The sequence below is a fragment of the Nostoc sp. DedQUE07 genome (genome assembly GCF_034530975.2).
Taxonomy (GTDB): domain Bacteria; phylum Cyanobacteriota; class Cyanobacteriia; order Cyanobacteriales; family Nostocaceae; genus Nostoc.
Window position 1 is genome coordinate 1 of record NZ_JAVRCC020000085.1, and the last position, 22,633, is coordinate 22,633.

At 39.4% G+C, this 22,633-nt stretch carries 15 protein-coding genes; 12 read left to right on the forward strand and 3 right to left on the reverse strand.

The annotated features are described in order from the left end of the window. Positions 1-120: 120 nt before the first annotated feature. Complete coding sequence (locus tag RMZ95_RS32655) at positions 121-2,820, reverse strand: ATP-binding protein (RefSeq protein ID WP_322684222.1); 2,700 nt, start codon at positions 2,818-2,820, stop codon at positions 121-123. Between the two features lie 462 nt (positions 2,821-3,282). Here RMZ95_RS32655 and RMZ95_RS32660 point away from each other — a divergent pair, with 462 nt between their 5' ends. From RMZ95_RS32660 to dnaN, 11 genes are all read left to right on the forward strand, one after another. After that, positions 3,283-4,731 (forward strand): ATP-dependent RecD-like DNA helicase, encoded by a 1,449-nt coding sequence (locus RMZ95_RS32660; protein ID WP_322684221.1) that lies wholly within the window; start codon positions 3,283-3,285, stop codon positions 4,729-4,731. A 605-nt stretch (positions 4,732-5,336) separates the two neighbouring features. Continuing rightward, positions 5,337-5,696 carry a hypothetical protein gene (locus tag RMZ95_RS32665; protein ID WP_322684220.1) on the forward strand — a complete coding sequence of 120 codons (360 nt, stop codon included), beginning with the start codon at positions 5,337-5,339 and terminating at the stop codon, positions 5,694-5,696. Between the two features lie 206 nt (positions 5,697-5,902). Continuing rightward, positions 5,903-7,183, forward strand: a complete 1,281-nt coding sequence (locus RMZ95_RS32670; protein ID WP_322684219.1) for an AAA-like domain-containing protein — start codon at positions 5,903-5,905, stop codon at positions 7,181-7,183. A 134-nt stretch (positions 7,184-7,317) separates the two neighbouring features. Beyond that, complete coding sequence (locus tag RMZ95_RS32675; protein WP_322684218.1) at positions 7,318-9,666, forward strand: AAA-like domain-containing protein; 2,349 nt, start codon at positions 7,318-7,320, stop codon at positions 9,664-9,666. 725 nt (positions 9,667-10,391) lie between these two features. Continuing rightward, complete coding sequence (locus RMZ95_RS32680) at positions 10,392-11,456, forward strand: hypothetical protein (RefSeq protein ID WP_322684217.1); 1,065 nt, start codon at positions 10,392-10,394, stop codon at positions 11,454-11,456. 276 nt (positions 11,457-11,732) lie between these two features. Continuing rightward, complete coding sequence (locus RMZ95_RS32685; RefSeq protein WP_322684216.1) at positions 11,733-12,179, forward strand: DUF1257 domain-containing protein; 447 nt, start codon at positions 11,733-11,735, stop codon at positions 12,177-12,179. Between the two features lie 3 nt (positions 12,180-12,182). Continuing rightward, positions 12,183-12,389 carry a DUF2997 domain-containing protein gene (locus RMZ95_RS32690; protein WP_322684215.1) on the forward strand — a complete coding sequence of 69 codons (207 nt, stop codon included), beginning with the start codon at positions 12,183-12,185 and terminating at the stop codon, positions 12,387-12,389. Positions 12,390-12,433: 44 nt separating this feature from the next. Continuing rightward, positions 12,434-12,691 (forward strand): hypothetical protein, encoded by a 258-nt coding sequence (locus tag RMZ95_RS32695; RefSeq protein ID WP_179075915.1) that lies wholly within the window; start codon positions 12,434-12,436, stop codon positions 12,689-12,691. Further along, positions 12,688-14,301: an AAA family ATPase gene (locus RMZ95_RS32700; RefSeq protein ID WP_322684214.1), complete on the forward strand. Its 1,614-nt coding sequence runs from the start codon at positions 12,688-12,690 to the stop codon at positions 14,299-14,301. Before RMZ95_RS32695 ends, RMZ95_RS32700 begins: the two co-directional genes overlap by 4 nt. Positions 14,302-14,405: 104 nt before the next feature. After that, positions 14,406-14,957: a WGR domain-containing protein gene (locus tag RMZ95_RS32705; RefSeq protein WP_322684213.1), complete on the forward strand. Its 552-nt coding sequence runs from the start codon at positions 14,406-14,408 to the stop codon at positions 14,955-14,957. A 302-nt stretch (positions 14,958-15,259) separates the two neighbouring features. Then, positions 15,260-16,714: a DNA polymerase III subunit beta gene (gene dnaN, locus RMZ95_RS32710; RefSeq protein ID WP_322684212.1), complete on the forward strand. Its 1,455-nt coding sequence runs from the start codon at positions 15,260-15,262 to the stop codon at positions 16,712-16,714. 272 nt (positions 16,715-16,986) lie between these two features. Here the strand turns inward: dnaN and RMZ95_RS32715 are convergent, their stop codons facing one another. Together RMZ95_RS32715 and RMZ95_RS32720 are read right to left on the reverse strand one after the other, a co-directional pair. Then, on the reverse strand, positions 16,987-21,162 hold the full coding sequence (locus RMZ95_RS32715) for an AAA domain-containing protein (RefSeq protein WP_322684211.1): 4,176 nt from the start codon (positions 21,160-21,162) through the stop codon (positions 16,987-16,989). A 211-nt stretch (positions 21,163-21,373) separates the two neighbouring features. Further along, positions 21,374-21,592, reverse strand: a complete 219-nt coding sequence (locus RMZ95_RS32720; protein ID WP_322684210.1) for a hypothetical protein — start codon at positions 21,590-21,592, stop codon at positions 21,374-21,376. A 198-nt stretch (positions 21,593-21,790) separates the two neighbouring features. Here RMZ95_RS32720 and dnaX point away from each other — a divergent pair, with 198 nt between their 5' ends. Continuing rightward, complete coding sequence (gene dnaX, locus RMZ95_RS32725) at positions 21,791-22,597, forward strand: DNA polymerase III subunit gamma/tau (RefSeq protein ID WP_322684209.1); 807 nt, start codon at positions 21,791-21,793, stop codon at positions 22,595-22,597. Positions 22,598-22,633: the final 36 nt, after the last annotated feature.

Genomic DNA, 22,633 nt, shown 5'->3' on the forward strand with positions numbered 1-22,633 from the left:
AGTCATATTTTTACTTCCTAGCTTTATCGTAAGCGATCATCCGGACATGATATTACTCAGACTAGGACAGCAGCGCTAGAGGTGATGCACTGGTTAAAATAGAAAGGAATTGACATTTGATCAAGTTTTTAATACCTCAATGATCTTGTCCACAAGTTCCATTGGCTCAATTGGCTTGGCAATAAAAAGTTGAAACCCTGCTTTTAAAATACGTTGCTCATTTTTGGCTTCAGCAAAAGCAGTGAGAGCGATCGCTGGAATTTGTCCCCCTTGCTCTATACTGCGGGAGCGAATCTGACGAATCAAGGTAAAGCCATCCTCATCTGGCATACTGATATCACTAATCAGTAGAGCGGGCGATTGCTGTTCTAAAAGTGCCAACGCTTCTTTTACTGATGCCGCCACTAATACATCTGCCCCGGCGCTCTGAAGAACAGTCTGCATTAACATCCGAGCATCTGCATCGTCATCCACAACCAGAATGCACAAGTTCTGCAATTGGGTAATTTTCTGATTACCATGCACCAATTCTCCTACTACTAGCTCCTCATTACTCAACTGCGTTGTCATTGTTACGATAGGTAGCCTCACCGTAAATGTAGAACCCTTGCCGAATCCCGCACTGGCTGCTGTGATATTGCCATTGTGGAGTTCTACAATTGTGAGAGTGATCGCAAGTCCTAACCCTAATCCACCAGCAGAACGAGTATTGGAAGCATCACGCTGACTAAACCGTTCAAAAACGAATGGTATAAATTCTGCTTCTATGCCCCTCCCTCGATCAATAACAGTAATCTGAGCTTGAGACTCAACTTGTTCCAACCTCACCTCTACACTTTCATTCTTGGAACTAAACTTGATTGCATTTGAAAGCAAATTCCAAACCACTTGTTGTAAACGAATGGCATCACCTAAAACGTTGGACACACCAGTATCAAGATGTAACTGAATTTGAATGCCCTTTGTTTGGGCTGACAATCGAATAGTATCTGCTGCTGACCGAATTACACTTGCTAGGTCAACAGGTTCGATTTCCAAATTCATCTCGCCCTTCTGCATCCTAGCCAGATCCAACAAATCGTCAATTAAGCGAACTTGGAGACGGGCATTCCGCTCAATCGTTTCCAGTCCCTCAATTTTCAGTGCTTCATCCATCTCATGTTCAGTTAGCAATAGTTGCGCCCAGCCGTGAAGATTATGCATGGGAGTACGTAACTCATGAGACAAGACAGCGACGAATTCATCCTTTACTCGATTTATTTCTGCCAGTTCCTCAGTCTTTTGTCTCAGTTCTTCCTCTACACGCTTTTGTTCGGTGATATCAATGCCGATTAAAAATGCGGCTTTGTTCTGGTCATATTTTTGAGCCACAATTAAATAGCTACGATCTGCGCTTATGGATTTCAACTCATATAATGCTTCAGATTGATCTCCAGCAAAGAAATTTTGCACGAACTCACGAAACCCATTACCACTAGCTAAAAAACCAATATCCTGACCAACAAAAGCTTCAGGAGGCAAATTAAAACTATCAGCTAAGTGCTTATTGACACCTAGATAGCATAAATCGGAACTGACCCAAGATACAATTCCAGGTACAGCCTCCAGTACAGTCTGCAACTGATCTCTAGCAGCTTGCAATTTTCTTTCTGCCTGGTTGCGCTGGGTAATATCTAGAAATACACTTACACACCCCCGCACTTTTCCATCTTCATCAAATAAAGGGGCAGCATACTGCGACAGATTAATTCTCACACCATCATTACGAACCACCTCAATCTCAGAATCCAGTATTTCCAGACCATGAGTGGTAGCATATTGCATAGCCAGTTCTTCTGGAGCTAGTTCTCTGCCATCCTGGTAAACTTTAAAGTTAGTTGGACGTTCATCATTAGGAGCGCTGAGAGAGGCATTTGCGTCAACAGGTATGCCCAGCAGTTTAGCAAGAGCCGGATTAGCTCGAATAGTTCGGCATTCTGGATCTTCTGCAATGCCAATGCCAGTTGGAATCACCTCTAACAAAGTTTGTAGTTCTTTAACTCGTCGATTTAAAGCTTGGTTTAACTTGATAATTTTTGCTTCTGCTTGTTTGCGGTTCGTGACGTTTTGGAAGATTGCCAAACCCGTCAGAATTTTACTATTTTCATCTTTGACTGGAAAAGTTTGTATTAGATAAACTTGATTGTTATAAGGGATTTCAATACACATTGGAGTACCCTGTAAGGTACTACGGTAAACTGGTTCTATAAGTTCGTAAGTCTCAGGGAGAACAGTTTCGTGCAGCGTTTTACCTTGGAACTCCTCTTTTGGTAAACCAAAGATTTGCAGTTCTGTACCCTCTGCACCCATAAAGCGCATATCTCGATCAAAGAGAAAAACTACTCCATTGGGTAGATTTTGGGTTAATGTTCGGTATAGTTCTTCACCTTGACGAAGTGAACGCTGACTCTGTAATAAATCTTTTAGATTGATTTGGGCTTCTGTTTTATCAGTATCTGACTGCTGTTTGCTTGACTGGAAGTTAGCAGTTAGCGCACTGATTAATAGACCCTCGATAATAAATAATACAAATTCCAGACTATTGAGAGTAGAAGATGGGTTTGTAAAAAAGTAATGACTAGCTAAAGCAGCCAAAAACACTGATGTCAATCCTGAAATGATGCTACCGTACCAAGTACTTATAGAGATAGCAATCAGCCACAAGCTGAAAGAACTTGTGATTCCAGTTAGATGCTCTAGTCCCAACTTGACTAGCAAGGTTACTCCCACACTGAAAAATGCAATCCTGTAAGGCAGGTATTTTTGTTTGATGAATAACATAGAGATGGGAGCAACGCTCCAAAGTGAGGCCAGATAAAAAACGAGCGATGTCTACGGCGGGCCACGCCTATGCTAAAAACTATTTTCAGTGTAATAAATATTTAGTATATTTAAATACGTACTAATGCGTAGTGAGGTCTGATGTATGGTGACATGCGCGAAAATTTGTAATCACAAGAATTAAAGTAGGATTTCCGAGTAGCAATAATTTTAAGATTGAGGATGTTTACCTTCATAGAAAAATATATATGTGCAACTCCAGATTTAACTAAATCATCTGAATCTTAAAAAACTTTGGCGTTGCATAAATGCGGCATTAATTGGCGGTTTAAACCATTGAAAATTTGTTCTAAATTGTCCGGAATTATCCCATGATTCAGCAACAGCAAAACTTTTAATATATTGATTTATGATGATGCCGAATGGATATAGAAACATATATTCCTCAAACCAGAAGGAGTATTGTTTTTCGGAGAAGTAAAACCAACAGCTACCGCTGCATTGAGTGGATCAATTAATGGAATTAGCGAAGCGATGATGATCCAAACACTTCCTACTTTCGCTGCAACAGGTTCTTTTCCATTTCAACTCACTCAGCAGCAGCAAAAAGCTTTAGATGCAATGTGGACATTTATACAGCCACCCGTGATGGCTGCTTTATTTCTGCTGGTTGGCTATGCAGGAACCGGCAAGTCAACTATTGTTTTCCAACTAATTAAAGTTCTTGTTGCCACGGGTAAGCGAGTTGTATTGACTGCACCCACTAATAAAGCTGTAGGTGTACTGCAACGCATGGCGGCAGAAAATGGCGTAACTGGGGTAGAATTCTTCACCATTCACCAGTTGTTAGGACTGGGTATGGTAACTAGAGGTAAAGAGAAAGTACTTGACCAAACTGGGCCTTCTTACATCAATCTATTTGATGTTGTCTTTATTGATGAATGTTCCATGATTGGCAAACAACTCTGGCACTGGATTGAGGATGTTGCTAACCAATCATCCACCTGGACAAAAATCAAAATTATTCTCATGGGCGATCCAGCACAATTAAATCCAGTTAATGAAGGAAAATCTCCTAGTTTTCAAGTGCCAGATAAAGCAGTTTTGACTCAAGTTGTGCGTCAAGGAACTGGTAGCCCTTTGTTAGAGTTTGTCACTGCTTCTCGCTATGCAGTTACGAAGAGTAAGTTTCCTTTTGAGCCTTATGCCAAATATCTGCCTGATAAAAGTAATGGGGCGCTGATGGTTAAACGTCAAACTTTGCTGCGTTATGCCTGCAAAAAGATGAAGAGAGAATTTGCTCAAAACCCAGATTGTTTCCGAATTTTATCCTGGACGAATACTCAAGTTGACTTTTACAATCAGCAGATTCGCACACATTTATATGGTGAAAATCTCAATCGCTTTATTCCTGGAGAGAGATTAATCACCAGAGATCCTGTGATGGCTCCTGATGGTAAAACTACGATTCTTTCTACATCTACAGAGTTTACTGTTTTAGATGTCTTTGGGGATCGTTACAACAACTATGATACTTGGAGGTTAAAGGTAGAGACAGATGAAGGGATTGTGCGTCAAATCTATGTTCTGCATGAAGATGAGCAAAAACAATTTGACCAAGAAACCAAACGCTTACTCAAAAGTGCCAAGCGTAATCCCTTTCTGTGGAAGCAGTACTACAAACATTCAGAGCAGTTTGCCAACATCAGAAACTGCTTTGCATTAACTGTTCACAATAGCCAAGGTAGCACTTTCTTAGAAGCGGGTATTGATGGTCAAGATTTGAGTAAGCGACTTTATCCAGAACGAGGAGATGACAGTAAGGCAGTACTGGCAAAGATTAGAGAGTTTAATCGTTTGTACTATGTTTCTAGCTCACGGGCTAGACAACGGATATTAGTTATCCGGTGACAATGGTGTATAGGAATCTCGACCCTATCAAACGGAAATAGAGGCTGAAAAAGCTTACCTTATATAAGGTTTAGCTTTTTACTTCTCTGTTTTAGCCAAACAGGGAAAGAGATATTTCCGCGATCGCACATCCTCATATCTGCGTTGATTCGGCGACTTGCACCCGAAGACAGCAGGCTCGCTTTTTCCATTTTACCAACTTTCGGTGATTAGAGATCGGGTAAGCTATCTAGTGTAGACATATGACGAAACTCGATGCAGCAAAGGTTAGCGTTACCGCCAGTATCCCCGATTCTTATCGTTTTACCAACATTCGGTTATAAATTGGTAAGGTTTTTATTCGGTATGTGGTGGCAAACGTCAGCTTCGCTAATCTTACCCCATCATAGGAAGTGCGTTGAAAGTAAGTAATAAATCGATAACTGGTCACAAGTAATAATTAAGTCGGAAGTATCCCCAGTCTATTCTAAATTATCGCTACTGTTTGATGGAATTAAGCAAAATTAAATGAACCGAGGCGCAAGACGAGTAGCCGGATTTAAATCTGAGCATCGATAGTTCTAATTTGACCTAAGAGTTCATCAAACATCAAAGGGAACCGAGTGATGAAACATAACATTATTAAAGCAGACAGCAATGTAGACACAAACCAAAATCTACTTCTAGCAGCAGATTCATCAGGGACTGTACTATCAAAGCCAGTTTCTCAAGATGCGGAACCTGCACACTTAAATAAGGAGAATCTCCATGAGCCTGTCACAAATGTGGGAACGCCTCTGCAAAATGACTGCTGGATTTATCGGATTGTAGTTAGCGCATTGGCACTAATTATACTATCATGCATCGGTAGTGCGGTTTGGTTGCAATCCCAGGATAAAGAAATTCCTGAAATTTTCATTGGACTGGGAACAGGAGCGTTAGGTGGTTTGGCGGGACTTTTGGCACCTACCTCCTCTAAAGAATAAATGCTCTGGCTGCGTAAATTTATTTAACCAACGAAAAAATAGCCTCAGTTCAAAAACGAACTGAGGCTATTTTTTATTTTATGTCAAAAATTATACTTAAGTCCGCATCTCCCTTATATGACTTATGATTGACTTATAACTGAGTTCCTCTATGGTGCATTTATACAAATGTATGATAATAGCATTCTCCCTATAGGAATCCTGCGATGGGACGCTCAGTAAGAGTTGCTAAACAATTTATTACTAAAGTTAAAAATGCCGTTAAGCGTCAAGGATATCCACGCTGTAAGGATTTGGCGGAAGATGCAGGGATTTCTCTCTCTACTGTTAGCAATTTTCTAAATGGCAGACCTGTGGATTATCTGAATTTTATAGAACTTTGTGACAGGTTGGGACAAGATTGGAAAACCATACAGGATACTAATTCCAACGAGAGCGAAGACACCTTTTTGTGTGAAGATTTGGTTCAGATAGAAAATGATTCAGAGGAGGTGGGCTTTATTTATGTTGAACGTCCTCCCATTGAAGAAACTTGCTATCAGACGCTTTTGCAACCTGGTTCTTTGTTGCGGATCAAAGCACCTGGTTTGCGGGGGAAAACATCACTCATGGCGAAAATTCTTCCTCAGTTGATGCGAAAGGGATATCGCACTGTGTGTTTAAATCTGCATTATGCAGAAACAAGTTTGTTTACTAACCTAGAGAAACTGTTGCAATGGTTTTGTGTCAGTGTGGGTAAAAGCTTGGGGATGCCAAACCGATTGGGTGATTACTGGGATGCGGAATTTTCTAGCCCCAAAATGAACTGTAAAGAATACTTTGAAAAGTATCTTTTAACAAAATCAGCAAGTCCCTTAGTTTTATGTTTGGATGAAGTAGAGCGGATTTTCCCTTATCAAGAAGTAGCTTCTGATTTTTTAGGACTATTGCGAGCTTGGCACGAAGAGGCGAGAATTTTTAATATCTGGAAAAAATTGCGGTTAGTAGTTGTTCACTCTACAGAAGTTTATATTCCCCTAGAGGTGAATGAGTCCCCATTTAATGTAGGTGTACCAATAGATTTACCTGATTTTAATAGCGAACAAGTCCATCATTTGGCACAGCAGCATGGACTTGATTGGGATTTGCAACTGGTAAATCAGTTAATGACAGTGGTAGGAGGACATCCTTATTTAGTAGGGGAGGCGTTTTCTTTTCTTAAGGTAAATCGCCACTTTACACTAGAAAAATTGCTACAAACTGCCGTTAGTGAAGCAGGTATTTATAGCAATCATCTGCGGCGATATTGGTGCTTAATTGAACAGTATCCTGAATTGGCAGAAGCACTGAAAGAAGTGGTAATGGCAACTGATGAGGTACGTCTACCACCAATGCAGGCATATAAATTACACAGTATGGGATTAGTACATCTTAGGGGAAATGAAGTGACAATTGGGTGTAATTTGTATCGAAAATATTTTAGCGATCGCTTTGGATTGATTCCCTGAATTTTGTTTGTGATTTTTTTTTTAAGACGAGTTAGGTGCAGCCGTAACCCAATATATACAATGACAACAACTAACGATAGTACATTAAGCTCCCAAAGGCGCACCCTACAATGTTCAAATTAACTTGATTTAATATGAACACCATATCAACATTAATATATCAAGTAGGGGGTAGCTTACCTGTTGACACCCCTAGTTACGTTTACCGCCAAGCAGACGAAGAAATTTATCAAGCACTAAAAGCAGGGGAGTATTGTTATGTCTTAAACGCCCGACAGATGGGCAAGTCTAGCTTACGAGTGCGAACCATGCAAAGGTTGGAACAAGATGGGATTCGCTGTGCGACGATAGATATTACCGTCATTGGTTCCCAACAAGTTACGCCACAACAATGGTATGGTGGTTTAATAAGACATCTTGTCAACCGCTTTTTACTTTCAGAAGATTTTAACTTGCGAACATGGTGGAAAGAGCGAGAATTCCTTTCACCCGTACAATGTTGGGCAGAATTTATCGAACAAGTGCTGCTACAACAAATTTCTGAAAATATAGTTATTTTTATTGATGAAATTGATAGTCTACTAGGATTCAGTTTTAAAGATGATTTCTTTGCTGCTATCCGCGCTTTTTATAACAACCGCACGGAAAAGCAAGAATACCAACGTTTGACTTTTGCACTGTTGGGTGTGGCAACTCCCTCAGATTTGATCGGTGATAAAAATCGCACACCTTTTAATATTGGTAGAGCAATTCAACTGTGTGGTTTTAAGTTAGAAGAAGCAACTCCTTTAGCGGCGGGATTGGTGGAACAGGTAGACAATACTCAAGCAGTGTTAGAAGAAATTTTGCAGTGGACAGGGGGACAACCCTTTCTCACCCAAAAGGTATGTAAGCTATTAGTAAATAGTAAATGTGGAATTGGCAAACCAAGCAATAATTCGCTCTTTGCCGTTCCCTATTCACCATCCTTAATTGATAATTTAGTGCAATGCTATATCATTGAAAACTGGGAATCTCAAGATGACCCAGAACATTTAAGGACAATACGCAAGCGAATTTTGAGAGATGAAGAGTCTGCTGTAAGGCTACTGGGAATGTATCAACAAATTCTGCAACAAAAAGAAATTATAGCAGATGGTAGTCCCGAACAGATTGAAATGCGGCTATCAGGTTTAGTAGTAGAACAAGAAGGTCATTTAAGAGTTTACAACCGGATTTACGAACAGATTTTTAATCAAAAATGGGTTGAGCAGGCTTTAGCAGATTTACGACCTTATGCTAAGGCGATTACACTCTGGGGTACTTCCAATTATCAGGAGAAATATCTTTTGCAAGGACAGGTTTTATTAAGAGCGCATGAATGGGCAAAAGGTAAAAAATTGAGCAACCAAGATTATGATTTTCTATTAGCTAGTTATCAATTAGAGAAACATAAGTCAAGAAAAAAACTCTTTGTAGGAGGAGGGATGATTCTAACTATCATTAGCATTGGCTTTTTGCTCTTCAGCAGTCGCTTTTTGTTCTTGCGTACCAGCAACAGTCCTTTGTCGGTGAAGATGACTACTGCCTGTACCTCAGATAAATCCTTTCCTACCAATACCTTGTGTCCTAAACTTGCTGACGTACCCAACGTCCCTGCTGGTTTTTACAAATATGGAGGCTCTACAACTATTATGCCACTGCAATCAATTATACGAGAACAGATAACGAAAAGTTATCCCGAATTTCGGTTGATATATACCCTACAATCAGGGAAAGTACCTGGATCAACGACTGGAATCAAAATGCTTTTGGATGGTCGGCTAAATTTTTCACAATCTTCTAGACCATTAACACCCGATGAGTTAGAACAAGCTAAAAGCCGAGGCTTTAACCTGAAACAGATTCCTGTTGCGCTTGATGGCATTGCCATATACGTCAACCCTCAATTGCCTATCTCTGGTTTAACCTTATCTCAGATAAAGGATATTTTTACAGGGAGAATCACTAACTGGAACCAACTTGGCGGTCCCAATTTAAAAATTACTACCTTCAGTCGTCCTTCAAATTCTAGTGGTACCCTAGAATTCTTTAGATCCCAAGTACTGCAACAAGAAATCTTCAGTCCTAACTTCATACGAGTGGAAAGCACCACAGAATCACTCAGACGTGTTGCCCAAACCCCAGGTAGTATAAGCTTTGCTGTAATAACAGATGTTATTGGTCAAAACTTAGTAAAACTTTTACCTATAGCCAGCCAATCTTCTCAGCCTTTTGTAACCCCCTGTGGAAATGAATACTGTACAACCATCAATAAAAAAGCTTTCATTGAAAAATCATATCCCTTGACTCGCCAACTCTTTGTAGTCATTAAACAGGATGGCGGCGTAGATGAACAAGCAGGCATAGCCTATGCCAACTTACTCTTGAGTGATGAAGGTCAAAGATTACTAGAGCAAGCGGGTTATGTGCCCATTCGCTCGGAAGTTACTGATAATAAGTGAAATGTTTTGATAACAAATTGGGCTCAATATAGGCTTCGTGAACCTTGGGTATTTTGCCAACTTAGGGTCATAAGTTGGTATTTAAGTTCTCACTGGATTAATTAGTAACTCTGTACTAAGCTATGTCTGCTTGTAGCCTTCTTATGTTTGGGTAAAATGGGAGAGTTAAAAAGCTGAAATTTATATATGATAAGCTTGTTCAGCTTCTATTTCCGTTTAGCGTAAATCTCGGCTCGATGCCAAATTCCGATTACTCATTCGTCAACAATGAGAACCTCTATTTATCTAATAAATCCGGGTTCTGTGCCTTGTTAAAATCACAAATCAAATAAGCTAATGAGCATTTAAATTGCATGAAAGTAGGGCTTAAGCCCTTACTACAAGCGAATAAATCTGGAAAAATAAATGACGATTAGCTTATGATTGCTAAATTATTAAATCGAAATAAATAATGTCTTCTTAAACGTTCGCTCACTTTAATAACTGCTTATTAACTATATAAAACCTGTCTTTTTTCTACAATAATTCGGCTATTAATCTGATTATAGCAGCTTTTTAGTCTCAATTTTTTTTAAATTACAATCAAATTTATCTATATTTAGTAATCACTTAAATGATTTTTATGAATAAAATTATAGCCAAACTTAGTGGTGAAAAGGTAAAGCTTACGCTTTAGTGTACTGAGGTGAAAAACATTATTTTTCCTAGTAAATGTGGTATAAGCAGTGATTACCAATTCAACCGAAACCTTTCTAAAAGACGCTGTTGTTGAAAGATATAACATCTCTAAGCTGAATAAAACTCGCATACGTTTCAAGATTCAGTTAAAGAAGACAACCAAGAGTAATGCTCCAAAATGGACAGATGTTCTCAAATATTCTCAAGATGAACAAGAATCTGACTTAGTGAAGGTTACAACCTCAGAAGTTGGTTTAAAGGGCATCAAAGTTTTCAAAGCTTTAGACGAAGCAGCAAACCAATTAAGGCAAGAAATCGCTTCAGTCCAAGAATGGATGAATTATGACAATGGTGATTGGATTTGTCCGATAGACTTAGCGCCCTTGGTCTGGAATCAACTAATCGGAATTCGAGATAATATTGCACCTGTTTTACGCACTCAACTGAAAGAAGAGTATGAAAAGGGGTACACAGACTATCAAGAACGTATTGACAAATTTCTCTCACTCAATGCTTGGCAGTTATCTGTAGAACAACAACAAGAAGTTAAGCAGAACTTAGCCAAAGCTTTTCCCTGTTTAGAGGAACTAGAGGACTATTTACAAGTAGTAATTGGTCGTCCTGTCATTATTCCCGCCATCAGTGAACAATTGTCAGAGAAACAAGCTGAATGCTTAGGACAAATAACTCGGTTTATCGAACAGTATGACAGAAATTTAGAACAAACACTGAGGGAATCAGCGATCGCTGGAGGAGAACAACTAGCAGCCCAGTTGCTCGAAGATTTGAGCAATTGGGAACCAGGACGCAAGCCAGTCAACTTCAAGAAGAAGATGGAACGCCATTTCAAAAAAGTCCAAATGCTTTTGGCTAACGCCAGTTTTGAAGCAGGTAGCAGCCTTGAACAAATGATGGCTCATCTAGAAAATGTTCTCGAAAACGCTTCTGTGGATGCCAAAAAGCTGGATTCACAAGGGCGTTCTCAGTTACAGGAAAAAATGGATGAAATTTGCTCCAAGCTTTTGGATGAACAACACCATCTCCAACGATTAGCAAGTGATGAGGGTATGGGCTTAACCAGAGCTACAGCAATGTCTCTCAAACTTCGCTAGAAAAAACAATCAAGAACGTATCTGTATCGTCCTTGATCGAAAACGAGGTGTGGAAGAGCCACTGCGGTGGACGGGTTTCCCGGCATAAAGGAGGCAGTGCGTTGCGGAGGTTCCCCCCGTTGTAGCAACTGCCGTCAAGTGGCGTTGTAGAGGAAGACAATACGCCCACACTTCCTAAGCTTGCTACGTAACTGAGAGGGGAAGGAACTTTTTGCTTCCTTGCCTATCACCACTGTTCGCATTAATTTACCAGTCCACAGTATTTAGAGGTAGGAAATGTCGCACTTTTCAACTGTCACTACAAAACTAACTAACCGTGAATGTTTAGTACAAGCTCTAGAAGATTTGCAACTTACCGTCCAAGTTTATGAAAAACCACAATCGCTGAGAGGTTATTACGACGACTCCCAGGGGAAAAGTGCTGAGATTGTTGTCCCTGGTCGTAGTTTAAGTGTCCGTGCAGATATCGGGTTTAAGTGGGATCAGGAGGCAGGGGTGTATCAACTCATCCATGATGCCTATGAAACTGTACCCCGACTAGGAGAAGACTTCTTTTCGCACACCCTAATACAAGCCTACGGACAGAAGATGGTTCGCGCTAAAGCGGCCCAGTTACAAGAACATCTGGGAGAATGCACCATCACAGAACAAACCAATGGTCAGGTACATACTTTGCGCCTTGCATTTTCAGCACACCAGCAAACTCAACAAGTACGGAGATAATTTATGGAACGGGCAATATTGATACATTTTGACACTGTTACAGGCGAAGTGAAAATAGAAGCCGAGGGATTTGAGGGTTTGTCGTGTCTAGAAGCAACCCAACCCTTTGAGGAAGCTTTGGGTGTGGTAAAGGGCGATCGCACTTACAAACCAGAATCTCAACCACAGCTTCGTAGCATCATTACTCATCAACAACGACTGCACCAATAAACATTCAATGGGGGACGAGGAAAATTCCTCCGCACAATTTTTCTATGAGCGAACTACCTGAAGATTATCCGATGCTCCATATTTACCCCTCAAAAGGAGCGCGGCAACCAGTAATTCTCAAAGGAAACGCGGAAGGACTGTGCGCGCTACTCAATGCTCTAATTTCCGCCATTGCTCATCCAAATTCTTCTGGAGTTGCTGAAGTGTTTAACGGCGATGCCGAAGTTTACGAAGTAGTCGTGCATCTTGTTACCACTCACGAAAAACTTTCTCCCGTACCAGATCAAAATTCGCAACAATGAAACTATCAAACCTGATTACCACCATTGATTCTCAAATACCCATCGTGGCAATAGATGTTCTGTCCCCCGAAGAAGCCACTATCATTCAGTGGTTAACTACTGAAGTGATGGACAAACTTAACAGTCCTGTGTACTTCTGGAATTTGGGAGTTTCCGGCTTGGAGCAATGTCTAATTGCTGACGACGGTGGACTGGTGTTCAAATCAGTCGAGACGTATAAAAAGCCTCATAACATAGACCCTTTAATATATGTGTTCGAGTACATCAACAATTTCGGCGGTAATGGAGTTTTCATCCTCGGAGATGTTCACCCTTTTGTGGGTAAAAACTCCCTGCAATTGAGTTGGGAAGTTCTCACCAGAGTAAAAAACTTGTACCATCGCCTCAAACCGACTGAAAAGCGAATTGTATTTTTAGGTCAAAACATTCAACTGCACGAATCCCTGCTGAGACTAATTCCTTGCTGTGAAGTTCCTTTGCCCAGCATTGAGCAAATTCAAGACCACTTAGAATCATATTTGCTGTATTTGCAAGAATCTGCCAGTGAGCAAGAGGTAACTTTTACCGTATCTCTCACCACTGAAGATAAAGAAACCTTGGCAAGGGCAGCTTTAGGCTTGACGCTGGAGGAAATCAGCGACTTTCTGCGGCTGACTGTTAAGGAGCGATTAACTTCTAAAGGTATAGTAATTGATACTACGGTCATCCCTTTGGTTGTCGAATACAAAACCCGCCTACTGTCTCAAATGGGTATCGAATTGGGTAAATTGGCGACCATACCCTTTGGTGGTTTGGATTTATTGCGGGATTGGTTGCAACGCCGCCGCCGGTTATTTTCCCAAGAAGCGCGATCGCTAAATCTACCCCAACCTAAAGGTGTGTTACTGGCAGGGCCACCAGGGACGGGTAAATCGATAGTAGCAAAGAACATTGCAACCATACTCAATCTTCCACTGCTGCAATTAGACATTGCCTCGATGCTTGGTAGCCTGGTGGGAGAATCTGAGGGCAATGTCCGCCGCGCACTCAAGACTGCTGAAGCGATCGCACCTTGTATCTTGTGGATTGATGAGGTTGAAAAAGCACTTTCAGCTAATGGTGATACCTCTGGAGTCTCACAAAGAATTCTGGGGAATATCCTCACTTTCATGTCTGAATGTACGGCGGGAGTGTTTGTGGTGGCAACTTGTAATGACCCTACAGCGCTGCCTATTGAGTTCAAGAGGAAAGGGCGGTTTGATGAGAATTTCTTCGTTGACCTGCCTACTGAGTTGGAACGTTGCCAGATTCTCAAGATTCACTTAGAACGGTTTGGTATAGAAGTTCCGCAGGAATATTTAGAGGCGATCGCTGCTAGCACTGACAAATTTAGTGGTGCTGAGTTAGAAACCCTGGCATCAGAAGCAGCTCTACTGGCTTTCGATGAAGGAAGACCTCAGCAAATCACACTGGCTGATTTAGAAAATTGTCAGCAAAACATCACCCCCTTAGCGATTCAAGATGCTGCTGTTGAGCGGATGCAGTCTTGGTCAAAGATTGGGCGACCAGCTTCCAGTCCTGTGCAGGTATCTAAGAAAGGTCTTCGTACTTCTAGGTTCCGTACTAATTAGCTATTCCCAAATTAGTAATGATTTGAAGCTTTTGTCAAATGAACATCTGTTGTTGAGATATTCATTTGACATGGCAATAGTCTACTTTGAATTAGGTCAAAAATATGGAAATTTACTTAATATTCGTAGATGCGGTTCATAACAGTAACAAATTCTGGAGTGCAAAAGTTGAGCAAGGTAATCTAACTGTTGAGTGGGGTAGGGTAGGCTACAAATCTCAGCAAAAAGTACACTCTTTTGGTAATTATCAACAAGCAATTTCTAAATTCCACAATCTCGTGGCTGAGAAGAAAATGAAAGGCTACCGAGAAAGCCAACCTCAAATTGATAGTACTTCTGATTCTTTAGAAATCAAAAGAGCTATCCAATTACTGGAGATTTTGCGCCCTTATGTAGCACAAAGACAATTTGCCAATAGAAATTATCTAGAGACATTAAACCAATATTTGAAAATTGTTCCTACACCTTTAGGAATGAAAATAGACCCGTCTCGAATATACCGCGATGTTGCAGATGTCGATCATCAACTATCACTGCTGAACTCTTTGTTGGAAACTGATTTTGTGCTGGCTGATAACACTACAGAAGAATCTGCTAATAACAGCAAAGTTATTAGTTTAAAAAGCATTGGAAAGAACTTTTGGAGGCATTTGTAGAACTTAATAATTCAGGAGCAGAGCCAGATACTCCGAAAGCTGTGATCAGAATAAAGGCTTACCTGAGAGCCGTTAAATGGGATATACAGCAGAATTCAGGAGTCAGAAGTAAAACAGGCTTTATATCTGGCTTTGAGACTTTGAGACTTAGCTTGTGTACAACACTTTCCTTGAAATCCGCTGTATCAGTAAAACTCTGTATGTCTCACAGAGTAAAAGCATCTGATTCAAAGCTTCCCAATCTTTATTTTCTGCTATCGCAGTCACTTTTCTAACAATGACGCAACCAGAAATAAATCATCATGACTCAAACAGCATCGAAACAAAGGGTAAAGCCTGCCAATCAGACAAAAAAAACAAGTGTAGCTACTCCTAAAGGCGAAAATGAAGTATCAGCAAATATCCCAGAAATATCTACAGGTAAAAATAAAAAATCTACATCTCCTGATGCTGATATTTCAACTGAACCTATCTCAAATAAGCGTACTAGTAAACGTTCTGCCAAATCAGAGTTAAACTCTCAACCACTTATAGAATCAGGAATGGAGGTAATCTGCTCACAAACTAAATTTCACGATGCACTCTCTTTAGTTAGTTGTGCTACCCCAGCTAAACCTACCCATCCGATTCTTGCTAATGCTCTAATCATTGCAGATATCGAAACACAACAGATACATTTAACTGTTACTGATTTAGCATTAACAATTCAGGCAAGTTTTGAAGCCCAGGTGTTGCTCAAGGGTGAAATTACTGTGCCAGTGGAAATGCTATTTGAGATAGTTAAGCATTGCCCTAATGGTAATATTAGCCTCAGTAGTCAGACTCAGATTATACAGCTTATTGATGAGGATAAGCAAACAAAAGTCTGCTCTCTCAGTTTATCTGATACTGATGGAAAATATGAAATTAGAGGCATTAGTGCTGAAGAATTTCCACCTAGTTCTACAATTGATGCTACTCCCATTCCTCTGCCAACAACAGTTTTCAAAGATGGTTTGAAAGGTGTAATTTATGCTGTAAGCACTGATGAAAATAAATATATCTTGACCGGAGTTCATATCCAACTTACACAGGAGAAGTTAAAGTTTATTGGTACTGATGGGCATCGAGTCGCAACCACTGAACTTTCAACTCAAGGAATTGGTAGAAAACCCCGTAAACAAGTAGAATCTGAAGAGATAATCCAATTTACTATTCCCGGCCGAGTCCTCAAGGAACTAGCGCGGAACTTGGATGATTCTGTCGAATTCATTAATCTGTTGTATGATGCTCAAAGTAATCGCTTGGGTTTTGCTTGGCAAGATATTATCCTCAGATGTCAATGTCTCGAAGGAACTTACCCTGACTGCGAACAGCTATTGGCAAGATTTAGCTTTGACCGAGAAGTAATCCTAGAAAAAGCATTCTTAGTCAAAGCACTGGAACGGTTAGCTGTGTTAACAGATAAAAAAGAGAAAGGTATTTACTTACAGTTTGATGGAAGTTTGCAGCAGCTACGATTATCAATTGAACGGGAGTTTGGCAAAGGCGATCAGGTTATTGCTGCTCATCTACCATCAGAAATGTCATTGAATATTCAGTTTAACCTCAAGTATTTAGTAGAAGCAGCCAAGGCAATTCCTAGTTCCGCTATCAAAATGCACTTGCAACAATCAGATCATCCTACCATGTTGGTTCCTTATGGAGATAGACCAAATCCAGAACTGCAAATGGAAATGCGTCAATTCTTACTGCCACTGTATACTCTAAATGCTTAACTAAAGTAGAAGATATGGCACTGGCTTTTAATTGTGCTTTAGTGCCTTCTTCCTTAAAGGTTTCACCGTAGCAAAATAGTAAAATTGTATGCTAAGTCCGAAAGCTTTACAGGGTAAACATTTCAGTAAAAGCGCCTCAACCATGACTTAACAAAGGATGCGGCAACAATCATTGTCAAAAGCTGAGATTGTCGGGAAACGGATGCACTTAAAGGCGCATTTCCGGCTAATAAGGTGGGAGGGATAATACCCTCCATCAACTTAACTCTCAATTATGCTTTGTTTGTTGAAATTTCACTAATTTCATCTAAAGGAGGTGTGAATACCTCTACTATGTGTCCATTAACATTTTCAGTAAAAATAAGCTGTGAACATTTGGAACGTAACGCTTTCCAAAGCATCGTTTCTTCATAATTGTCAAGTTCTTTGGGAATGTAATCTAGGAGAGTTTTAGAGCAGACAACAATTAATCGCTCTTGAACTCTCGAAAATGCAACATTTGAACGATTGAGATTAAGGATAAATTCCACATTCTTACTAATTGCGGATGGATCACTTGCTGTTGCAGAAATAATTACATTTAAACGTTCACCACCCTGTAATTTTTCTACAGTATCAATGACATCAACAGCATTTTCATAATATTTTTTCAACTTTGTTTTAAGTAGTGTTCTTTGGGCGCGATGGGGTGTAACAATTGCAATAGAACCATCATCAAGTTCCCCACCTGCATCAAGAATATTTTTGATAATTTCTATTTCAAGTTGATTGCTACGTCTTGACTGACGTTCAGAATGAAGAACAAGATAAAGACCTCTGTTTCCTTGTAACAGGTTTTCCCAAATTCCGTTAACTTCATTTTGTTTTATATCTTGGTTTTTGTCTTTTCCTTGCAATTCAATATCATCTAACCGATAAAGACGTGCAATAAGTTCACGAATCACTGGTGGTAAACGAAAAGTAAAGCTTAAAGCAGAACGCAAAATTGCTTCATCACTAACTTCAATATCTGAGTTTTCTTTGAGATTTTGAATTGCTTGATATGCACTTACATAAGGTTGGTAAAGGATAACAGGAGGACGGTCTTCATTTTCCCAGTCGTGGGTAACAATAGGAGAAAGCTGTCGATGATCTCCTGCTAACATAATCTCACCGTCATTTCTGACTAATGTAGCTAAAGCAAGAAAGTGTGGAAATACCATCATGCTTGCTTCATCTACGATTAGAGTAGTTGTTTGAAATCCTTGAGGATAATGATTAATGAACTTCGGTTTACTATTTAATTCATTTACCATTTTTAAAATAGCATTGGTTGTCCCACCAATAACTAATACCGCATTTGACCGCATTTTGTTTATATTTGTTACACAAGGTTTGGACTTGAAAGTAGTAATACTTGTACCCTGAAATTCGTCGTCATTTTTAGAGTCAACTCGACTAAGTTGAATGGATGGTACTTTTAAGTTTAAATTATTTGCGTGCTGTTCTAAACTTACTAAAAGACTGTCTAAACGTAAAAGTAAATTATCTACGGCTGTATAAGTATGAGCCGTAATAAGAACAATATCGCCAGCAGAACGACGTGCTAATATTCTCAGAAAACTAGCGATCGCTGTTGTTTCTGTTTTACCAGTTCCTGGTGGCCCTTGTAAAAGCTGAATCCTTGTTTTTAGTCCATTTATAACTGCTGCAATTTGTTTATCATCTAGTTTTTTGCTTTTTGGTAGTGGTAAAGATTTGAGGAAATTTTGATATTTTTCTAAATCACTAGCTGAAGGAGCAGTTTGTGGTGAAATTTGAGGATTTTGGGGAGCTAACCACTGACAAATATGATTTCCTTGACTGTCTTGTAGTTTCTGATCAACCCTTCCAGCAACAAAATCTGAGGGGCTTTCATCAATAGTGCCATAGTCATAAATATCTTCTTCGTTTCTATAAAAACGACCACGAAGTTGATAACGAGATGAACTGTTTGTTTGTCTAACTGTAAGTTCAATATCTCCACTATCCCAGTCAATTTTTTCTACAACACAGGTACTTCCACCACCTAAAAGTTGGTTTATTGTTTGACCTTGATATGGATCATTAGAACTAGGACTAAGCCTTACGAAAGAATCTTGATCAATTGTGCAGTTAGCTTTCAAAACTTCAGAAGAAATATTGTATTCATCAAGATTAATCTCTGCTGTTAGTTTATTATTACCATGTGACGTTATATTTTTAACAGGAATTGTTCGCCCCAAAGAAACACGATAGATAGGTGGGACTAAATGACTTGCAATCCAATCTGTTACCTTAACGTGCTGATCTAAACGGAGAAAATCAATACCCGCTTGGGCAGCATCATCTACACCTAAATTGAAATCGGGTAAATCAGCAATGGTCAAAGATTCTTTCGTTATTTCTGAATTCTTAAACCGAATTCCCTCTTCAACCCATCTGATAGCATGAGTACGAGCGCGAAAATACTCTTTTAAATAATTCGGTTGTTGTGCTTTGTTGTAACGTTCAATGGAGTTTTTTAATTTTGGTGAAAGTATTGGATCATTAGGGTTAGGAAGTTGTCGCCAATAGGCACGCCAATAAGCTGCACTTAGAGAATTAAAGTATCTTAGTCTAACTTCAAACGGATGTTTACGGGCATTTTGATAATTGGATGTTGCCCATTGATTATTACTATCTATCTCTAAATTTGTTTTAAAATCGAATACATCTTGAGAGAAAACTTGATCTAAATTAACCAGCTGCCCTGCAATCTTTCGTCGCCAGTGGTAACGTCGTCCAAACCACTTAAGAGAGGTTACAACTGCTAAATCTCTCCCCGTCCATCCTAAAGCATAACGATGATATACTTCATCATAAAGACAAGAATAAATCAATTGTTCTGAACTTTCCCGACACCCCAGTAACTCTTGTAAATGACTCAGTAGTTGGGAACTAACACGAGAACAGCCATCAACCAATTGGGTTATTTCTTGGCGTGACCAAACATAAAAATGAATTGGAGCTTTTTTTGTTTCTGCGACTTCAGCGATCGCATCAACTAATTCTAATAAGAATGCTTGTATTAGCTCTTTCTCAGAACCATTGTCTTCTTTATAATCACCTGTCCATGCAGACCTTTTGAATTGGATTAAATCTTTGCCTTCAAGTTCTTTTTCTTTATAAATAGGTTTGTTGTTATCATCGTGTCCTTCTTCTATATATTCTTTAATGTTAGGGTTTGGTTGCCATTTGTTATTTTCATTTTTCTCAAATTTCGGATCTACTTTCCCTTCACTTTTAGTGACATGAGCAGCCAGCGCACCTATTCGATTTTCAACATAGTCGTACTCAACTGAAAGATAGACGCGAATAAGACGCTCACCATCGACTAAATGTTCTGGAAGTTGACTTTGACCTGAGTATCCTGGAAGTGCTTCAACTTCATAGCTTTCTGGGTCACAATCTCCATCAGGAAGGGTACTCTTGCGAGTTTTGGCTTTTAATTTAAGAAGTTCTAAATTCTCTGTGAAACTTATATCTTTTTGAATTTGAGCAACTTGATTTCCTGCTAAATCGAGGTCAGCTAAATCATCAATAGTCTTGACACCTGCTTTATGCAACGCAGTAACAATTGATGAATCTATTCCCAACAATTCTAAACGATGTTCTCTTGCGCTCTCAGCTAAACAATGAACACTTAATGTACAGTCACTACATTTTTGGTCTAACTGATAATCTAAGTCACCTAAGTTAGCTTGGACAATACGGTGCAGTGATCCATCAGAGGCTATTAGACGATTAATATCAGCTTCTATCGTATCCAGATTGAGGGCTTCAGATTTGAGAATATCCTGACTTTTATTAGTATTTTCATCAATGCGAACAACAACACATTCTATATTTTCAGGCTTGATGTTGATTCCATTAATGGTGATTTGATTGTCTTGTATTAGTTGGCGCACCAGCATCCGATATAAAGCAACCTGCACGCGATGATAAGTTCGATCTTTTCGAGAGGCTTTACTCTCAACTAATCGTAGTTTAGGTTCGTTGTTTTCCCATAGCAAAATTACAAAGTCAATTTTTCCACGAATATTAAATTCTCCAAGATTTCCTTCTATGGAAATCTCTCGCCCATAAGCTTTTCGCTCATGTGCGATATTTTGTATTTTTTTAACAAAGATATTCCAATCAGTTACTTTATTTTGATCTGAATTTTGACTGATTTGATTGAAATCAATTAAACCCTCTTTTTGAAGTGAAGTTTCCCATTCATTCTCTCTTCTTCGACCTTCTTCTTCCAACACTGGATCTAAGGAAGTATCAAAAATTAAGTTAGAAAAAGGAATGTTTTTAGCAAGTTCATAATCATTAAACTTTAACTTAAAACGCCGATCACAGGATTGATAACGAATATATTCAGCAATATCGGTAACTCTAACTGATGGTCTTTCTATTGACATGATAATACCAATTATATGTATAGTTTTTGAGGTATACAGAGTCAATTTTGCCTCTGAAAATATCCGCAGCATCCCAGAGGTGCTTTTTTAGTTGCTGCTGGGTCATTTTACTGACGTATGTTAGGGCTAGGACATTGGATAGTCCTTCTGCTTCGGTTTGCGATGCTTTTTAACTCGCTCTGTAAGAGCGTAACTCGTTTAAGGGTAATATTCATTTATACCGCCAGTTTGGTCTATTGCTACTCACGAGCGAATATTTGGCTAAATGCCATCGGTGCTGAATAACTTTACCGTAGCTTTTGACTTTAACTACTTCAATTGTCTCTGGTCTCAACTCATTTTGATTAAACTTTTGTAACACCTGTTCATCTCTCGGTTCTGTTATAGCACTTAATATGAGATAAGTTGCACCTTTTACTTGCCAAGACATATCTTTTAAACCCTAAATAACCCACTTTAATAAAACTAAGTAGTTGCACGCAATTAATTACACTAAATCTGGGCTATAAGTCTTGTCTAGTAAAGAACAAATCTCTAATTAATTCTGTTGGATTAATTAACTAAATTTCACTTAAAATCATATCCCCTTAACAGGGGTAAAGGCGACAACTTAAAGTTAATAAATCCTATGTCTACAGTCGCCCTACATCGAAAATATCGACCCCAGACAATAGCCGAATTAGTTGGACAGCCCTACATCAAAACTGCTCTGACTAATGCTGTAAAATACCTGCAAATTGCACCAGCTTATTTATTCACAGGTTCTAGAGGCACAGGTAAAACTTCAACTGCTCGGATATTTGCTAAATCCCTCAACTGCCTCAACACTAAAAAACCAACTGACCAATTTTGTGGTATTTGTCAATCCTGCCGTTCAATTGAAACCAGTAATAGCCTAGATGTTAGTGAAATTGATGCTGCTTCTAATAATGGTGTAGATGATGCCCGTGCTTTAATTGAGCGAAGTACCTTAGCACCTGTTGCAGGACGTTACCGAATTTTTATTCTCGATGAGTGCCATTGTCTAACCGGTAACGCCTTCAATGCCTTACTTAAGTGTATTGAAGAACCACCACCTCATGTTGTTCTCATTCTCTGCACAACAGAACTGCACAAGGTATTACCTACTATTGTCAGCCGTTGTCAGGTCTTTAATTTCCGCACTTTGTCTGTTCAGGCAATTGTGCAGCACCTCGGTATTGTAGCAGATGCAGAATCTATCTCTATTGATGAGGAGGCACTGACAGCGATCGCTCGACTCAGCGATGGTGGATTGCGGGATGCACTGCAATTACTGGGTCAGGTGAGTCTTTTAGATGAAGATATCACTGCTAATCATGTCATGGAAATCGCTGGTGGTGTGACAGAAACAGAATTAATGTCAATTTTACAGGCAATATCCACCAACAACACCTTTAATATCATGTCCGGATGATCGCTTACGATAAAGCTAGGAAGTAAAAATATGACT